The organism is Bacteroides faecichinchillae JCM 17102 (assembly GCF_000614145.1).
Classification (GTDB): domain Bacteria; phylum Bacteroidota; class Bacteroidia; order Bacteroidales; family Bacteroidaceae; genus Bacteroides; species Bacteroides faecichinchillae.
The window spans coordinates 116,937-133,327 of record NZ_BAKK01000004.1; the positions used below are offsets into that span (position 1 = coordinate 116,937).

12 protein-coding genes and 1 pseudogene are annotated in these 16,391 nt (G+C 39.5%); 9 read left to right on the plus strand and 4 right to left on the minus strand.

All coding sequences use genetic code 11. The features are described 5' to 3' along the window. Positions 1 to 318 precede the first annotated feature (318 nt). From JCM17102_RS03390 to murQ, 7 genes and pseudogenes are all read left to right on the plus strand, one after another. Positions 319 to 1,623, plus strand: coding sequence for a lamin tail domain-containing protein (locus tag JCM17102_RS03390; protein WP_025073989.1), 1,305 nt, complete (start codon positions 319 to 321; stop codon positions 1,621 to 1,623). Between the two features lie 56 nt (positions 1,624 to 1,679). Beyond that, positions 1,680 to 3,161: a sodium:solute symporter gene (locus JCM17102_RS03395; protein WP_025073990.1), complete on the plus strand. Its 1,482-nt coding sequence runs from the start codon at positions 1,680 to 1,682 to the stop codon at positions 3,159 to 3,161. Positions 3,162 to 3,171: 10 nt separating this feature from the next. Next, positions 3,172 to 5,637 (plus strand): DUF4922 domain-containing protein, encoded by a 2,466-nt coding sequence (locus JCM17102_RS03400; protein WP_025073991.1) that lies wholly within the window; start codon positions 3,172 to 3,174, stop codon positions 5,635 to 5,637. Then, positions 5,634 to 7,003 (plus strand): annotated as a pseudogene (locus tag JCM17102_RS26005) (SpoIID/LytB domain-containing protein). Before JCM17102_RS03400 ends, JCM17102_RS26005 begins: the two are co-directional and overlap by 4 nt. A gap of 18 nt (positions 7,004 to 7,021) precedes the next feature. Then, positions 7,022 to 8,299, plus strand: coding sequence for an MFS transporter (locus tag JCM17102_RS03410; protein ID WP_025073992.1), 1,278 nt, complete (start codon positions 7,022 to 7,024; stop codon positions 8,297 to 8,299). A 35-nt stretch (positions 8,300 to 8,334) separates the two neighbouring features. Then, entirely contained in the window at positions 8,335 to 9,168 is an 834-nt protein-coding gene (locus JCM17102_RS03415; RefSeq protein WP_025073993.1) for an ATPase, read from the plus strand. A gap of 43 nt (positions 9,169 to 9,211) precedes the next feature. Further along, positions 9,212 to 10,018: an N-acetylmuramic acid 6-phosphate etherase gene (gene murQ / locus JCM17102_RS03420; RefSeq protein ID WP_025073994.1), complete on the plus strand. Its 807-nt coding sequence runs from the start codon at positions 9,212 to 9,214 to the stop codon at positions 10,016 to 10,018. Between the two features lie 358 nt (positions 10,019 to 10,376). On the opposite strand, the gene bamJ is transcribed toward murQ, so the two are convergent. Together bamJ and JCM17102_RS03430 are read right to left on the minus strand one after the other, a co-directional pair. Further along, positions 10,377 to 10,991, minus strand: a complete 615-nt coding sequence (bamJ, locus tag JCM17102_RS03425) for a BamJ family beta-barrel-assembly machinery protein (RefSeq protein ID WP_025073995.1) — start codon at positions 10,989 to 10,991, stop codon at positions 10,377 to 10,379. Between the two features lie 11 nt (positions 10,992 to 11,002). Next, positions 11,003 to 12,544, minus strand: a complete 1,542-nt coding sequence (locus JCM17102_RS03430; RefSeq protein WP_025073996.1) for a glycine--tRNA ligase — start codon at positions 12,542 to 12,544, stop codon at positions 11,003 to 11,005. A gap of 216 nt (positions 12,545 to 12,760) precedes the next feature. Between JCM17102_RS03430 and JCM17102_RS03435 the strand changes: the two genes are divergently transcribed. Both JCM17102_RS03435 and JCM17102_RS03440 read left to right on the plus strand, forming a co-directional pair. Then, a complete protein-coding gene (locus JCM17102_RS03435; RefSeq protein ID WP_025073997.1) occupies positions 12,761 to 13,531 on the plus strand; it encodes an FAD:protein FMN transferase in 771 nt (256 codons plus the stop codon). Between the two features lie 3 nt (positions 13,532 to 13,534). After that, positions 13,535 to 14,860 (plus strand): Gfo/Idh/MocA family protein, encoded by a 1,326-nt coding sequence (locus JCM17102_RS03440; RefSeq protein WP_025073998.1) that lies wholly within the window; start codon positions 13,535 to 13,537, stop codon positions 14,858 to 14,860. A 24-nt stretch (positions 14,861 to 14,884) separates the two neighbouring features. On the opposite strand, the gene JCM17102_RS30600 is transcribed toward JCM17102_RS03440, so the two are convergent. Together JCM17102_RS30600 and JCM17102_RS03450 are read right to left on the minus strand one after the other, a co-directional pair. Continuing rightward, positions 14,885 to 15,109, minus strand: coding sequence for a hypothetical protein (locus JCM17102_RS30600; protein ID WP_025073999.1), 225 nt, complete (start codon positions 15,107 to 15,109; stop codon positions 14,885 to 14,887). Positions 15,110 to 15,286: 177 nt separating this feature from the next. Then, positions 15,287 to 16,312 (minus strand): glycosyltransferase WbsX family protein, encoded by a 1,026-nt coding sequence (locus JCM17102_RS03450; RefSeq protein ID WP_025074000.1) that lies wholly within the window; start codon positions 16,310 to 16,312, stop codon positions 15,287 to 15,289. Positions 16,313 to 16,391: the final 79 nt, after the last annotated feature.

The window sequence follows — 16,391 nt, forward strand, 5'->3', positions numbered from 1 at the left end:
CTACTAGATCATAGCCAGTTACTTAAAAATATGACTATGAAGGAAAGTGATTCTACATACTAAAACATCTCCCTATAAGGCTATCTTTGATAGATTAAAAGCCAAAGATGGCGTTTTTTCCAGATACTCCAAGTTACTCATCGCTAATTATAGGTATAGTTTCGTAGTGAATAATTTCGTACAGATGGGACAAGAGGAAAGAAAAAAAAGAATCGACTTCATAGGCGTATTCCGAAAGTTTTACCGTATCTTTGTGGTATCAAAAGCCGAAATCGAGAAAAGCCCATACGGCCCTAAACAACAAATAAAATCGACCGTATGAAGTTCTATCAATTATTCAGCATGATATGCTGCCTCATCTTCGGCAGCTGCGCACTAAACATTGAAGATGAAGCAAAGGAAGAAAAGGGAAATGATGATTCTGTAAATCAACTTGCCTGGTTAGGAGAAACCGACAAATTTACAATTACCTCAAAAGAGGGAGTACGACTGGATGATCCACAAGAAGCTGCCGGAACAGCTTATCTCGCTTTTCCTTCTTCAACGGTAAGAAACACCCGTTGGGAGTTCGGGGCGAAACTAACTTTTAATCCTTCTGCTAATAATTATGCCCGCTTTTATCTTACCTCTTCAACAGCTACTTTATCCAATACCCTAAATGGTTATTATCTCCAAATTGGAGGAGTTAAAGATAATGTCGCCCTTTATCGTCAGAATGAGAATAAATCTGTATTACTCGCTTCAGGAAGAGAATTAATGAAAGGAAACAACTCTCCTAAACTGTATATCAAAGTAGAATGTGACGACAATGGTTACTGGACTTTCTGGACGCGACTGGAATCAGAAAATGAATATACGAAAGAAAAACAGATAAGAGATACAAGTTTCCAAAGTTCTGAATATTGTGGTATATACTGTGTTTATACCAAAAGTCGTTGCAACGGATTTACATTTCATCACATTCAACTCTCAGGTGATGTGGAAACGACCACTGATCCGAACGGATCGGAAGAGGTTCCCGACAATCCGGATACTTCCGATGAACCGGATACCCCGGAAGATCCTGATATACCTAGTTATCCGGAAAATGTGAGAAATCTGTTAGTATTCAATGAGGTCATGTATGACAACGCAACAGATGGTGCAGAATATATAGAGCTTTACAATCCTTCGGATCAGATGGTTTCTATTCCACCATTCAAATTATTAAGGTATGTTGCTGATGAATCCGGTGCGACACAAACCACTACAACAGCGATGTTAGAGCCATCTGACGGTAGTCAAGTCATAAACGTTCCGTCTCATGGATACGTTTGTTTCACCAAATCGGTAAGTACTTTGATTAAAAAGCATAAAGTAAGTGGGGAAACAATGATAGAAACAACGAAGTTTCCACGAATAAACAATGAAGGAGGTTATCTTGCCATAGTCACCAATGAAGAACAGCCCCGACTTATTGATAAATGCGGCTATTCCGACCAGATACATGCCGACAAGAAAAGGAAACAAGGTGTATCCCTGGAGAAAAAATCACCGGAGCTAGCTTCTGCTTTCAGCAAGAACTGGACCTCCTCAAAAAATGCAACCGGCGGCACCCCCGGAATAAAAAACGCTCAAGAATAAGTGTATCTATGAGATTTTATCTACTTTTGTAGGAAAGAAATGAAAAATAACACAAAATGAGTCCGATTGCCGTAACCATCACCATCATTGCCTATTTTGCATTATTGTTCACCGTTTCATACATTGCGGGACGGAAAACAGACAACGAAGGATTCTTTGTAGGCAACCGAAAGTCCAGTTGGTATGTAGTAGCTTTTGCTATGATAGGTTCTACTATTTCCGGAGTGACTTTTGTATCTGTGCCGGGTATGGTAGGGAGCAGTTGCTTTTCCTATCTCCAAATGGTACTTGGATTTATTGTCGGACAGTTCATCATTGCGTTTATACTCGTCCCTCTGTTCTATCGAATGAATTTGGTGTCCATCTACGAATATCTGGAAAATCGGTTTGGAACTTCATCATACCGGACAGGGGCTTGGTTCTTTTTTATCTCTAAAATGTTGGGGGCAGCCGTCCGCCTTTTCTTGGTATGCCTTACCCTTCAATTGCTTGTATTCGAACCTTTCCATCTTCCGTTTATCCTGAATGTAGCCGTTACCGTAGCTTTGGTTTGGCTTTATACCTTCCGCGGAGGAGTGAAATCGCTGATCTGGACAGATTCTCTGAAAACTTTTTGCCTGGTTGTTTCGGTTGTGCTGTGTATTTATTATATCGCTTCGGATTTGAAACTTAATTTCGGAGGATTAGTAAATACGATCTCAGATAGTGATCTTTCACGTATATTCTTTTTTGACGATATCAACGACAAACGATATTTCTTCAAACAATTTTTGGCAGGAGTCTTCACTGTTATCGCAATGAATGGTTTAGATCAGGATATGATGCAACGCAATCTGAGTTGCAAAAACTTCCGGGATTCTCAAAAAAACATGATCACCAGCAGTATCTCACAATTCTTTGTCATCTTACTTTTTCTGATGTTAGGTGTATTACTTTATACATTCGTTGCACAGCAAGGACTTACTGCTCCGTCAAAGAGTGATGAGCTCTTTCCTATGATAGCAACCAGTAGTTATTTCCCCGATATCGTCGGTATTTTGTTTATTATAGGATTAGTCTCATCCGCCTATTCCGCTGCCGGATCAGCATTAACAGCTCTGACTACCTCTTTTACAGTAGACATATTGCACGCAAAAAGGAAAGAAGAAGTAACTTTGAGCAAACTTCGTAAACGGGTTCACATCAGCATGGCAGTTGTAATGGGTATAGTCATATTTGTATTCGGTTTGCTTAATAATACCAGTGTTATCGACGCTGTATATACTTTAGCCAGCTATACATACGGACCGATTCTCGGTCTGTTTGCTTTTGGTATTTTCACCAAGAAACAGATAAACGATAAATATATTCCATTCGTAGCCATTCTTTCTCCCATACTTTGCTACATTCTTCAAAGTAATTCGGAAGCATGGTTCAATGGATATCAAATCAGTTACGAGCTACTGATACTTAACGCATTCTTTACTTTTTTAGGACTTTGTCTGCTCATCATAAGAAAAGATAAGCATGTAGTATCTGCTACCCGTAGCATAAAATAACAAATAAGAAATGAAAGCAATAATCAACTGTTTTCTTCCTTTTAGCAGGCTAAAAGAAAGTATGCAAACAGTAAAAGAATTACGTGCATCAGAGTTAGTGAACAAAATTTATTTAATGGCACCGGAAATTACCAATGTCTGTATTCCGGGCTGTGAACTGATCTCTGTCAATAACTTCCTATCTACACAAGCAATGAAAGCCATTGCAGCACATTCCGATGTTCCATACGCCTTATTATATACTAAGCCCACAGAATTGAAACTCGGGCAATTTGCTCTTGAACGAATGGTGCAAGTTATGGAAATGACTCAGGCAGGTATGACTTATGCCGATCATTTTCAGCAGATAGATGGGGCTCGGAAAACAGCTCCTGTCATTGATTATCAATTAGGTAGTTTGCGTGATGATTTTGATTTCGGTTCGGTATTATTGTTTCAATCCGATGTTTTCAGAAAAGCGGTAAAGAGCTTTAAAGAGAACTACCAATATGCAGGTTTATATGATCTGCGACTCAAGATTTCTCAGAAAAACAAGTTGGAACATATCAACGAATATCTATATACAGAAATAGAAGATGATCATCGGAAAAGTGGAGAGAAACAATTTGACTATGTTAATCCGAAAAATCGGGAAGTACAGATTGAAATGGAAAAAGTATGCACCAATCATCTGAAAGTTATTGGCGGATATCTGGCTCCCAATTTTCAGCCCATTAATTTTTCATCTTCTACTTTCGATATTGAGGCTTCCGTCATTATTCCCGTACGTAACCGCATCCGTACTATCAAAGATGCAGTTCGTTCCGCTTTGTGCCAACAAACATCTTTTCCGTTCAATGTAATCGTTATCGACAATCATTCTACAGACGGAACTACCGAAGTTCTTCGTGAACTCAGTGCAGACAAACGACTGATCCATGTAATTCCTGAAAAAGAAGATCTTGGGATCGGAGGTTGTTGGAATGTAGGTGTTCATCACGAAAAATGCGGTAAGTTTTCCATTCAGCTCGATAGCGATGACGTGTATAAAGACGAACATACGCTACAAATCATGGTAGACGCATTTTATCAACAGAACTGCGCTATGGTGATTGGTACCTATATGATGACGGACTTTAATATGAATGAAATTGCACCCGGTATCATAGACCACAAAGAATGGACACCCGAAAACGGACGAAATAATGCATTACGCATCAATGGTCTTGGAGCTCCCCGCGCATTCTTCACTCCATTACTTCGTGAAATCAATGTTCCAAACACGAGCTATGGCGAAGACTATGCTCTCGGACTAAGAATTTCACGAGATTATCAGATAGGACGAGTATATGATGTAGTCTATCTGTGCCGCCGTTGGGAAGGAAATTCGGATGCGGCACTTCCTATTGAAAAAGTCAATCAGAATAATTTCTATAAAGACCGTCTACGTAGCTGGGAATTGCAAAAGAGAATTCTGCAACTAAAAGGGATTCAGAATCTGTCCGAAGAGATAGAACAACTGTTTACAGAACAAATTCACTCTTGGGAACTAGCTAAGGAGAATTATCACACACTCAGAGGTTATCGCAGACAATCTAAATCAATCAAACAGTACAAAGAGGGCTGGTGGATATACGTGGATGTATTCCCCAATCCCAAACGAATTCTCTCCACAGCTGCTCAAACAGACGCCTCTTCTATTCAGGCTCGCCCTTGTTTTCTTTGCCAGGGAAATCGACCGACAGAACAAAAGGCTGTTAATTATAAGAATTATCAGATACTAGTCAATCCTTATCCTATATTCAAAGAGCACCTAACAATAGCTGCAATTAATCATACACCTCAATCTATCACCACCCGCTTTGAAGATTTAATAGAACTGACAGAAAACCTGAAAGAATATCTATTAATGTATAATGGTCCGGAATGTGGAGCCTCTGCCCCTGATCATGCTCATTTCCAAGCGGCTGCTAAAGGAGAAAATCTATCAGCTTTGATATGGAACGACTGGCATGTCAGCGAGTTATTTGCAACTGACAGCAAAGCTCTGTCTTATACTGACGACCCGGTCAGTGCTCTTTACCTCAAAACAAAAAACAAAAAGGAGATGTCTCTCCTATTCAAAGTCATCTATGATATCCTTGCCACTGAGAATAAAGGCAAGGAGCCCCTGATGAACATCCTCGCTTGGTATGGACTGAAAAAAAATAAAGACTTCTATCGTGACTATAAAGAAGAAATACATGACCTGACGTTTCGTTATAACTGTATCCTCTTTTTACGTAGCAAACACCGACCGGACTGTTACTATGCAGAAGGAGATGAACAAATACTTATCAGCCCAGCTATTGCCGAAATGTGCGGAATATTCCCGATTGCACGCGAAGAAGATATTCCTAAATTAACTCCGGAAAAGATACATTCTATCTGCCGCGAAGTTTCTATGCCTAAAGAAGAGTTGGAACAAGTTATCAACCGTATTCAAACAGCTTTATGAAAGAACCTCTAATAACAGTCGGAATCCTTTCCGGAAAAGAGATTGAATTCTCTTTTCCGGAAACATTTGTTTCCTCTGATAAAATAGAATCCGCAGGAGATCAAAAGGCTGTCTATAAAGAAGGAAAAATATATTGGGAGGGGAATCTGTATGATGAAATTTCTTTTTCACCACAACTTTCTAATTCTGCATTCTTTGAATTGAAAAATGTCACTATTGGCATCAACTTCCACTGGGAACGTAAAGAGCCTCAGCGCTTCAAAGGAACATTAAAGCTAATTATAGAAGAGAAGAAACTCACTGCTATTAACATTATCCCTATAGAAGATTACCTGACAAGTGTTATTTCATCCGAAATGAGCGCAACCGCTTCTTTAGAATTACTAAAAGCACATGCTGTAATCTCCAGAAGTTGGTTACTTAACAAAATCGAAGAACGGGAAAATGAAAAACTAAGAATGAAGAATGAAAAGTTAAAAGTAAGAAATGATAAGGTGTTCCAGATGAAAACTGACAGCGCAGCCCATTCTTCATACCCCATTCCTCATTCTTCATTTATCAAGTGGTACGACCACGAAGCACACACTCATTTTGACGTTTGTGCTGATGATCATTGCCAACGTTATCAAGGAATTACACGTACTTCTACTTCCGAAGTTACCGAAGCTGTTTTTTCTACGCGAGGAGAAGTGCTTATGTTCGAAAATCACATTTGTGATGCTCGGTTTTCTAAATGTTGCGGCGGAGTCTAGAGGAGTTTCAAAATTGTTGGGAGAATGTGAAACATCCCTATCTGGTTGGTAAACGCGATGATACAACAGCAAACGAACTTCCCGATCTGACCATAAAATCGGAAGCAGATCAATGGATTCGTACCTCTCCTACCGCTTTCTGTAATACACAAGACAGGAAAATATTGAATCAGGTACTCAACAATTACGATCAGGAAACTACTGACTTTTATCGTTGGAAAGTAACTTATACACAACAAGAGCTTTCTCAATTGATACATAACCGTTCAGGAATAGATTTTGGAAAAATCATAGATTTAATTCCAATAGAACGAGGAACCTCCGGACGTATCGTAAAGCTAAAAATAGTAGGGACTTTACGTACCCTTATCATAGGAAAAGAGTTGGAAATACGCCGTACACTCTCTTCCTCTCACCTCTATAGTTCTGCTTTTATCATTGACAAAGAAGGGGAAGAAGAAATTCCTTCCCTTTTTATTCTTACCGGAGCCGGTTGGGGGCATGGAGTCGGACTTTGCCAGATCGGTGCAGCCGTTATGGGAGAACAAGGATACACATATAATGAAATACTATCCCACTACTATCCAGGAAGTACTATTAAGAAAAAATACTAATAAAACAACATCACCCTGATGACAACAAGAAATAAAAATCTCTGGAGCTGGATTCCCACTCTCTATTTTGCAGAAGGGCTCCCCAATGTGGCAGTGATAACTATCGCTGTCATCATGTATAAACGTCTGGGATTATCAAACACAGATATTGCGCTCTATACCTCCTGGTTATATCTGCCTTGGATCATCAAACCACTGTGGAGCCCTTTTGTCGATCTGATAAAAACAAAGCGTGCCTGGATTATCGCTATGCAGAGCTTTATTGGTGCCGGATTTGCCGGAATTGCTTTCTTTATTCCGACAGCACATTATGTACAGTTCACCCTTGCCTTTTTCTGGTTATTGGCATTCAGTTCCGCTACCCATGATATTGCAGCAGACGGATTCTATATGCTTGGGCTTACCAACAAAGAACAATCCTATTTTGTCGGCATTCGAAATATGTTTTATCGCTTTGCCAATATTTTCGGCCAAGGTATACTTGTCATGCTGGCAGGTTGGTTAGAAACATCTCAAGGCAATACCCCTTTGGCATGGAGTATTATCTTCTATCTGATGGCAGGACTTTTCCTCGCTCTGACTCTTTATCATCGGTTAGTTCTTCCGCATCCTGAGGCAGACGTAAAACGTGAAGGATTAACACCCAGAAAATTACTGGAAGACTTCTTTAAAACATTCTTCTCTTTCTTCCGAAAAAAGAATCTACCTCTGATGTTTTTCTTCCTCCTCACCTATCGGTTGGGAGAATCACAACTAGCAAAAATAGCCTCCCCTTTCTTACTCGACAAAGCTGATTTGGGAGGATTAGCTCTTTCCACCGGAAAAGTCGGCATGATTTATGGAACAATAGGGGTAGTAGCTCTATTAGTTGGGGGCATTATTAGTGGCTTCCTCGTTTCACGTGACGGTCTAAAAAAATGGATATTACCCATGGCACTGGCAATCAACTTGCCGGACCTGCTTTATGTATGGATGGCAGCTACCACTCCCAGCAGTCCCCTGTTCATATCAATTTGTGTAGCCATTGAACAGTTAGGCTATGGATTCGGTTTTACAGCTTATATGCTTTATTTAATATACATTGCTGACGGAGAACATAAGACAGCACATTATGCCATTGGAACCGGTTTCATGGCACTTGGTATGATGATCCCGGGTATGCCTGCCGGATGGATACAAGAGCATATTGGTTATACTTATTTTTTTATCTGGGTTTGTATTTGTACCATTCCGGGGATTATCGCTGCATGGATGATTCGCAAACGCTTGGATGAATCATTCGGTAGAAAAGTATAAATGAAGTTATATTCTATCTAAAAAGAAAATATGATATGATACTAATAGCAGACAGTGGTTCTACTAAAACCGACTGGTGTGTTGCACTCAACGGCACGCCCATTCAACGAATAGGAACAAAAGGATTGAATCCTTTCTTCCAAACGGAAGAAGATATTCAACGTGAACTAACCGCCACCCTTCTACCCCAATTACCAGAAGGGAAGTTAGACGCCGTTTACTTTTACGGAGCCGGTTGTACACCTGAGAAAGCTCCTATCATCCGTCGTGCAATCGCTGACAGTCTACCCGCCATTGGGAATATTAAAATAAACTCGGACATGCTAGCTGCTGCCCATAGTTTATGTGGACATGAAGCCGGGATTGTTTGTATTCTGGGGACAGGGTCCAACTCCTGTTTCTATAATGGCGAAGAAATCGTGGATAATGTATCTCCTCTGGGATTTATTCTGGGAGATGAAGGAAGCGGTGCCGTTTTAGGTAAACTGTTAGTTGGCGATATCTTAAAAAATCAATTACCTCCTGCACTAAAAGAGGTTTTCCTGAAGCAGTTTAATTTAACTAGTCCAGAAATTATAGATCGTGTCTACCGCCAACCCTTTCCTAATCGTTTTCTTGCCAGCCTATCCCCATTCCTGGCACAACATATTGAAGAACCTGCTATTCATTCATTAGTACTCAACAGCTTTCTCGCTTTCCTTCGCAGAAATGTAATGCAGTATGATTATAAATATTATCCGGTACACTTTATCGGCTCTATTGCATATTACTATAAAGAGGTTTTGCAAGAGGCTATGCAACAAACAGATTTAAAATTAGGGAAAATACTCCAAAGTCCAATGGAAGGATTAATTCAATACCACCGATAATGTCTCTTCACTTGTAATACGTTTAAAATAAGATAGAGTAATTATGTTAATCACAGAACAATCATCACTTTATAACGACTTGGAGAAAAAATCCGTCCGGGAGATATTGGAAGATATCAATCGGGAAGACCAAAAAGTTGCACTTGCAGTACAACAAACTATTCCTCAAATAGAAAAGCTTGTCAATCAGATTGTCCCTCGAATGAAACAAGGAGGGCGTATCTTCTATCTGGGAGCCGGAACTAGCGGACGTTTGGGAGTGCTCGACGCTTCCGAAATTCCTCCGACATTCGGTATGCCTCCTAGTTGGGTAATCGGATTAATTGCCGGAGGTGATTCCGCTCTACGAAATCCAGTGGAAGGTGCAGAAGATGATACGGATCAAGGATGGAAAAAACTCACAGAGCATCATATCAATGATAAAGATATAGTAATTGGTATTGCTGCATCTGGTACCACTCCTTACGTAATTGGTGCTTTACGAGAAGCTCGTAAAAATGGTATTCTGACTGGATGTATTACCAGTAATCCGGACTCTCCTATGGCCGCTGAATCAGATGTAGCTATCGAAATGATCGTCGGTCCGGAATATGTGACAGGAAGTTCCCGCATGAAATCTGGTACAGGACAGAAAATGATTCTGAATATGATTAGTACCTCCGTCATGATTCAACTTGGGAGAGTAAAGGGGAACAAGATGGTAAATATGCAACTCAGCAACCATAAACTAGTGGAAAGGGGAACTCGAATGATTATGGAAGAGTTAGGTTTGAATCACGAAGAAGCCCAGGAACTATTGTTATTACATGGGTCGGTGAAGAAAGCAATTGGAGCTTATCGAATTCGTTAACTACATTATTAAAATGCCACAATACATTCCAGAACATACTTCAAACTTTTAATAGAATGAAGCTTCCTAAAGTATCCAAAAAAAAAGGTTATATTGAGCAAACAAAGCCTTTTATGAGAAAATATAGTTTACAATCATCTTTTATATAAAGGATACAAGGTTAAAGTAGGTTATTATGGAGACCAAGAAATAGACTTTATTGCAGAAAAGAATAGTAATTACAGAAGATACTTTCAGTGGAAATAGTTACAAAGGTATAAGATATCTTCCAATCCGGCAATTCTGAATGGAATAAAAGAATAACGGCCTGTCTCTTTTCGAGAAGCAGGCCGTTATTCTTTTATAATCTTCGTATATTCTATTCTTCATCCACTGCTGCTGGATAATCAGTATCAAGCAACTGTAAGTCAAAGATCAATGCAGAATAACCTAAAATCTCTACCTGACCTTTAGAATCGCCCGTACTTCCATACGCATATTGCCAAGGAATGTAAATTTCCCAACGATCACCTACAACCATATGTTGAAGTGCTTCCTGCCAACCGGAAATAACACTTCCCAATTCAAAACTTGAAGCCTTTGTTTCTCCTTCATTGGCATTCGACTCATTCAGATTCGGATTATCCCCCGAAAAGCCATCAAAACGTTCACGAAGGATATTCATACCCTTATAATAAGTAGTAACCGTTGAAGCACTTGTAGGTCTCCGTCCTATCATATCCTGATTCAGTTTATTTGTTGTGACAGGTGTTTTTACTTTGTAATAAATAAATCTTCCTGGATCTATGTACATGCTGAATCGCTCTAATCCACCTCTATTCGGAAGCGTTTCATAAACGTTCTCCAATGAGTCTATAAAAGCCTCATTTCGTGCACGCCAATTATCATAACGACCAACCTCCTCAGTTTCTTCGCAAGAAACAAAGGCCAAAGCCAACAAAATTAAAGAGAATAAATAGATTTTTTTACTCATTCGTCAAAGGTTTATTGTAAAGTTTTCAATAGAGAAGTGATGCTTACTCTGTCTGCAATAATATTGTTTAGTTCAGAGATAGCCACACGCTCTTGCTGCATTGTATCGCGATTACGCAATGTCACGCAATTGTCTTCTAATGTCTGGTGATCGACAGTCACACAGTAAGGAGTACCGATCGCATCCTGACGACGGTAACGTTTACCGATACTGTCTTTCTCATCGTATTGACAATGGAAGTGGAATTTCAAATCATCAATAATCTCACGAGCTTTCTCAGGCAGCCCATCTTTCTTTACCAACGGCATAACAGCCAGTTTAACCGGAGCCAACGCAGCAGGTAATTTCAGTACAACACGACTTTCACCGTTTTCCAATTGTTCTTCGCAATAAGCTGCACTCATGATACTCAGGAACATACGATCTACACCAATAGAAGTTTCAATCACATACGGAGTATAAGATTCATTCAATTCCGGATCAAAATACTTAATACTCTTTCCTGAGAATTTCTCATGTTGAGACAAGTCAAAGTTAGTACGGGAGTGAATCCCTTCCACTTCTTTGAAACCAAAAGGCATTAAGAATTCAATATCAGTTGCAGCATTTGCATAGTGAGCCAGTTTATCATGATCATGATAACGATAGTGATCATCACCGAATCCCAGAGCCTTATGCCATCTCAGACGGATTTCTTTCCATTTCTTGAACCAGTCAAGTTCTGTTCCCGGTTTTACAAAGAACTGCATCTCCATCTGTTCAAACTCACGCATGCGGAAAATGAACTGACGGGCAACAATTTCATTACGGAAAGCCTTACCAATCTGAGCAATACCGAAAGGAACCTTCATACGACCTGTTTTCTGTACATTCAGGTAGTTCACGAAAATCCCCTGTGCAGTCTCAGGACGAAGATAAATCTTCATAGCACCATCCGAAGTAGATCCCATATCAGTAGAAAACATCAGGTTGAATTGACGAACCTCTGTCCAATTTTTTGTTCCGGAGATCGGACACACAATTTCTTCATCCAGAATAATCTGACGAAGCTCTTCAAAATCATTATCATTCAATGCCTTGGAGAAACGTGCATGTAATGCGTCACGTTTTGCCTGATGTTCCAATACACGCCCGTTAGTAGAACGGAATTGAGCCTCATCAAAAGCATCACCGAATTTCTTTGCAGCCTTAGCTACTTCTTTATTGATCTTATCATCGTATTTAGCCAACTGATCCTCAACCAATACGTCAGCACGATAACGTTTTTTAGAATCTTTATTGTCAATCAAAGGGTCATTGAATGCATCAACGTGTCCGGAAGCCTTCCAGATAGTTGGGTGCATAAAGATGGCAGAGTCAATACCAACGATGTTTTCGTGCAACAGTACCATGCTGTCCCACCAATATTTCTTTATGTTGTTCTTCAATTCAACGCCCATCTGACCGTAGTCATATACAGCGCCTAGTCCGTCGTAGATATCGCTCGAAGGAAATACAAAACCATATTCCTTGCAGTGCGATACAAGTTTCTTAAAAACGTCTTCTTGTGCCATTTCTTATATCTATCTATTAATTTGAGTTTGCTTTTTTACTAAAAAGTGCCACAAAGATAGGTATTTATCTCATAAATAAGACAGCTAGGGTATTAATTTATCTTATTCGTGAACATCTTCAAAGGATTTCTCATATATTTGTAGTTCGAAATACGACAATTAGAAAGTAACCGTTACATGTTAGAAGTCCAAAGTACATATTATGAAAACGAATCGATGTTTCATGGATTTATGAATCACATCATGGGAACCCGGCTCGACATCTTACTCATTCATCCTGACTCAACATTAGCAGATAAGTTATGGTCAGCTATTGTAGAAGAGCTGAAATGTTTGGAGAAGATGCTTGATCGTTTCAACCCTCAAAGTGAAGTGGCTCTTCTAAACAAACATCTTTCAGTGAATAAAACCCCAATAAGCACAGAGCTATGGACCATGTTACAGCTTTGCCGCCAATATTACGAACAAACACTTCACTTGTTCGATATAACTCTAAAAGACTTCTCACAGGTAAATTTCCATAGCAACTGTTTTATTTCTTCCAATCGACCGGATTTATCATTCGACTTTGGAGGATTTGCCAAGGGATATGCGCTAAAAAAAATCAGGAAGATGATCGTTTGCGCAAACGTTAAGAATGCGTTTGTCAATTTTGGCAACAGTTCCATTATGGGCATCGGGCATCATCCTTACGGAAAATGCTGGAAAGTTAGTTTTCTCAATCCATACAACCAAATTCCGTTAAATGAATTTGATCTCAATGATACAACATTATCTACCTCGGGAAATACCGGGCAATACACCGGACATATTATCAATCCACTCACTGGTGTCTATGACGAACAACGGAAAGCCAGTACCATAGTTTCCGAAGATCCTCTAGACGCCGAAGTACTTAGCACAGTCTGGATGATTGCCAATGAACAACAACGGGAACAAATCAACACGAATTTCAAGAATATAAAAGGAATAATATATACATTATAAACAATGAAGAACAATACAGAAAAAGGTGTAGACCTTAGTCTCAGACAATTCATTAAAAGTCTGGGATACATTGCTGGAGGAAGTGCATTATTGGCGAGTACTCCTTGGCTCACTTCTTGCACACCAGAAAAGCTAAAAGAAATCAGCAGTGAAAAAGCGCGGGTAGCTGTTATCGGTACAGGATCCAGAGGACAATACCACCTTCACAACCTCAAAGAGATCCCCCATGCACAGGTAGTTGCTATCTGTGACAATTATCCTCCCAATCTGAAAGCTGCACAGGAATTATTCCCGAATGCAAAAACTTATACGGACTACAAGAAATTGCTGGAATCTAAAGATATTGACGGAGTTATCATCGCTACTCCGCTTAATTGGCATGCATGTATTACATTGGATGCTCTTTCCGCCGGCAAACATGTATTTTGCGAAAAAGCAATGGCACGTACTCTAGAAGAATGTAAAACGGTGTACGATACTTATCAGAATACCAACCAAGTGCTTTACTTTTGTATGCAACGTATGTATGATGAGAAATATATCAAGGCAATGCAAATGATTCATTCCGGACTCATCGGAGAGGTAGTAGGAATGCGATGCCATTGGTTCCGTAATGCAGATTGGAGACGTCCTGTTCCTTCACCAGAGTTGGAACGTAAAATTAACTGGCGACTTTATAAGGAAAGTTCCGGCGGTTTGATGACCGAACTGGGTAGTCATCAATTGGAAGTCTGCAACTGGGCAATACATAAAATGCCAACACACATCATGGGTATGGGCGACATCGTTTACTGGAAAGACGGCCGGGAAGTTTATGATAGTGTAAATGTGACTTATCGGTATTCCAACGGAGCAAAGATTGCTTACGAGTCATTGATCTCTAACAAATTCAATGGAATGGAAGAACAAATTCTGGGACATAAAGGAACGATGGATTTGTCAAAAGGACTTTATTATCTGGAAGAAGACCATTCCATCACCGGTATCCGCCAATTAATCGATCAGGTAAAGGATAAAGTATTTGCCGCTATCCCTACAGCCGGTCCTAGCTGGCGCCCCGAAACCAAGATGGAATATACACCGCACTTTGTAATCGATGGAGGTAGCAACGTCAGCAACGGTTTGAGTATGGTTGGATTCGAAAAGGACGGATCAGATACTATTCTTTCTTCTTTCTGTCAATCATGCATCACCGGAGAAAAAGCGAAGGATGTTGTAGAAGAAGCTTATTGTTCTTCAGTACTTTGCTTACTGGGTAACCAGTCTATGGAAGAAGAACGTTGCATTGTTTTCCCGGATGAATATAAAATACCATACATGAAATTTTAAGCCATGAAAGATATCGTCATAACTTCAAAAAAAATCAAGAGAGAAAGAAATATCTATATATTGTGCTTTGTCCTTGCGTTCATTATTAACATTATAGCTATCATTGTTTATACACGTCCATGGGTCGAAATGTTCTCCCAGATAGGCTATGTATTTGTTATCAGCCTTTTCATCTATTTTATATTGTGGGTTCCAAGATTGCTTTTCATAGGTGGAAAAAGTCTTTTTAAAAAGAAGGCACACGCTCATACAAATAGACATTATTAATATAAAATAAAATCCTGATATGAGTTATCTATTAGAGAACCTATATCAGGGTTTTATTCTTGTTTCTTCAATTATTCATTTGAAAGGAATACGCACACATTTTATCTTTTCACCTCTCCTCTAAAATCAGAACACGCCACGAAATAGAATTGAAATAAATTATTTCATAAAAACATTTTTCACAGCTTCTAAATAGCCGTAGCCATACACGTTACAAGGCATCAAATAGCTTGTTTCCGTCCATTCGTTCCAACTATTAATTGTAATGAGAGGAGCTTGCCAGGGATGATTATCTACAAAATCACGTGCTTTTCTCAAAGCTTTCTCAAAATTCTCCGGTGTATTATTTCTCATTACCGCACTATGTCCAGTACGCGGACTATTATCCCATCCTACACTGACATGAGGATAATATTTACAATCGAATATGGAATCAATACGATACCATTCTTTTTCTGCTCGATCCACTATATTAGGGTATTCATCATCCACATTCGTAAAGTGTACAAATTGATAATGAGTAGCACTTGTAAAGCCGAGTATTTTCACAAATTCATTTTCAGGACTGGTGGTTTTCCCCGCATCAAATCCACTATAGTTCAAATTAACTCCCCACATTGTTATTTGGAGTTCCAATCCAGGAAAACCTGCTTTCTTTATCTCTTGTTTAAACCAGTTTAAAGCATCGGTAGTTTCTTTGATTCCACCTAATCCTGTAATCAACTGAGGGATATCATAGATCATAAATACCGGTTTTCCATCAATCTTATAATATTGAGGATGCTTGAAATATTTTTCGATATTACGTTTACAAATCTTCTCAAACTCCTGTCGATCTACTTTCCCTGTCCAGATGACGTTGTTTTCATTAATACGTGCTAAACGCGTATCCCACAAATTTAGTACATCGTGGTTGGCCCACATCAGATAGAATTTCATCTTAGAAACGTTATCAGCCTTTAGAAAACCATTATCCAAGGTTGTCTCCATGAAGGGGCGTCCATCATACCAATACCAGTCAAAAATAAAGACATTTACTCCATGATTGGCAGCTGCTTCAATTTCCATAGACATTACTGTCGGATCTGCTTCATTAATATATCCCCATAAAGGTTTTCGATTCCAATAATGGTTAGGATAACGGTTCTGGATAGTCATTACAGTTTCCCATTCTCCAATGCCCATTGGCCAGAAAGGGCGTAAGCGAGGATCGTCCGACGCATAAGCAGGGTATAAAAAAGCTGCGACATCATATTTTCGTCGT

What these genes read in the sequence shown, in the direction of transcription:
- JCM17102_RS30600 (WP_025073999.1), bottom strand. Translation starts at nt 15,109, where the DNA reads ATGAGCGTGTGCCTTCTTTTTAAAAAGACTTTTTCCACCTATGAAAAG.
- murQ (WP_025073994.1), top strand. Translation starts at nt 9,212, where the DNA reads ATGTTAATCACAGAACAATCATCACTTTATAACGACTTGGAGAAAAAA.
- JCM17102_RS03410 (WP_025073992.1), top strand. Translation starts at nt 7,022, where the DNA reads ATGACAACAAGAAATAAAAATCTCTGGAGCTGGATTCCCACTCTCTAT.
- JCM17102_RS03450 (WP_025074000.1), bottom strand. Translation starts at nt 16,312, where the DNA reads ATGGGCATTGGAGAATGGGAAACTGTAATGACTATCCAGAACCGTTAT.
- JCM17102_RS03400 (WP_025073991.1), top strand. Translation starts at nt 3,172, where the DNA reads ATGAAAGCAATAATCAACTGTTTTCTTCCTTTTAGCAGGCTAAAAGAA.
- JCM17102_RS03435 (WP_025073997.1), top strand. Translation starts at nt 12,761, where the DNA reads ATGTTTCATGGATTTATGAATCACATCATGGGAACCCGGCTCGACATC.
- JCM17102_RS03415 (WP_025073993.1), top strand. Translation starts at nt 8,335, where the DNA reads ATGATACTAATAGCAGACAGTGGTTCTACTAAAACCGACTGGTGTGTT.
- JCM17102_RS03390 (WP_025073989.1), top strand. Translation starts at nt 319, where the DNA reads ATGAAGTTCTATCAATTATTCAGCATGATATGCTGCCTCATCTTCGGC.
- JCM17102_RS03430 (WP_025073996.1), bottom strand. Translation starts at nt 12,544, where the DNA reads ATGGCACAAGAAGACGTTTTTAAGAAACTTGTATCGCACTGCAAGGAA.
- JCM17102_RS03440 (WP_025073998.1), top strand. Translation starts at nt 13,535, where the DNA reads ATGAAGAACAATACAGAAAAAGGTGTAGACCTTAGTCTCAGACAATTC.
- bamJ (WP_025073995.1), bottom strand. Translation starts at nt 10,991, where the DNA reads ATGAGTAAAAAAATCTATTTATTCTCTTTAATTTTGTTGGCTTTGGCC.
- JCM17102_RS03395 (WP_025073990.1), top strand. Translation starts at nt 1,680, where the DNA reads ATGAGTCCGATTGCCGTAACCATCACCATCATTGCCTATTTTGCATTA.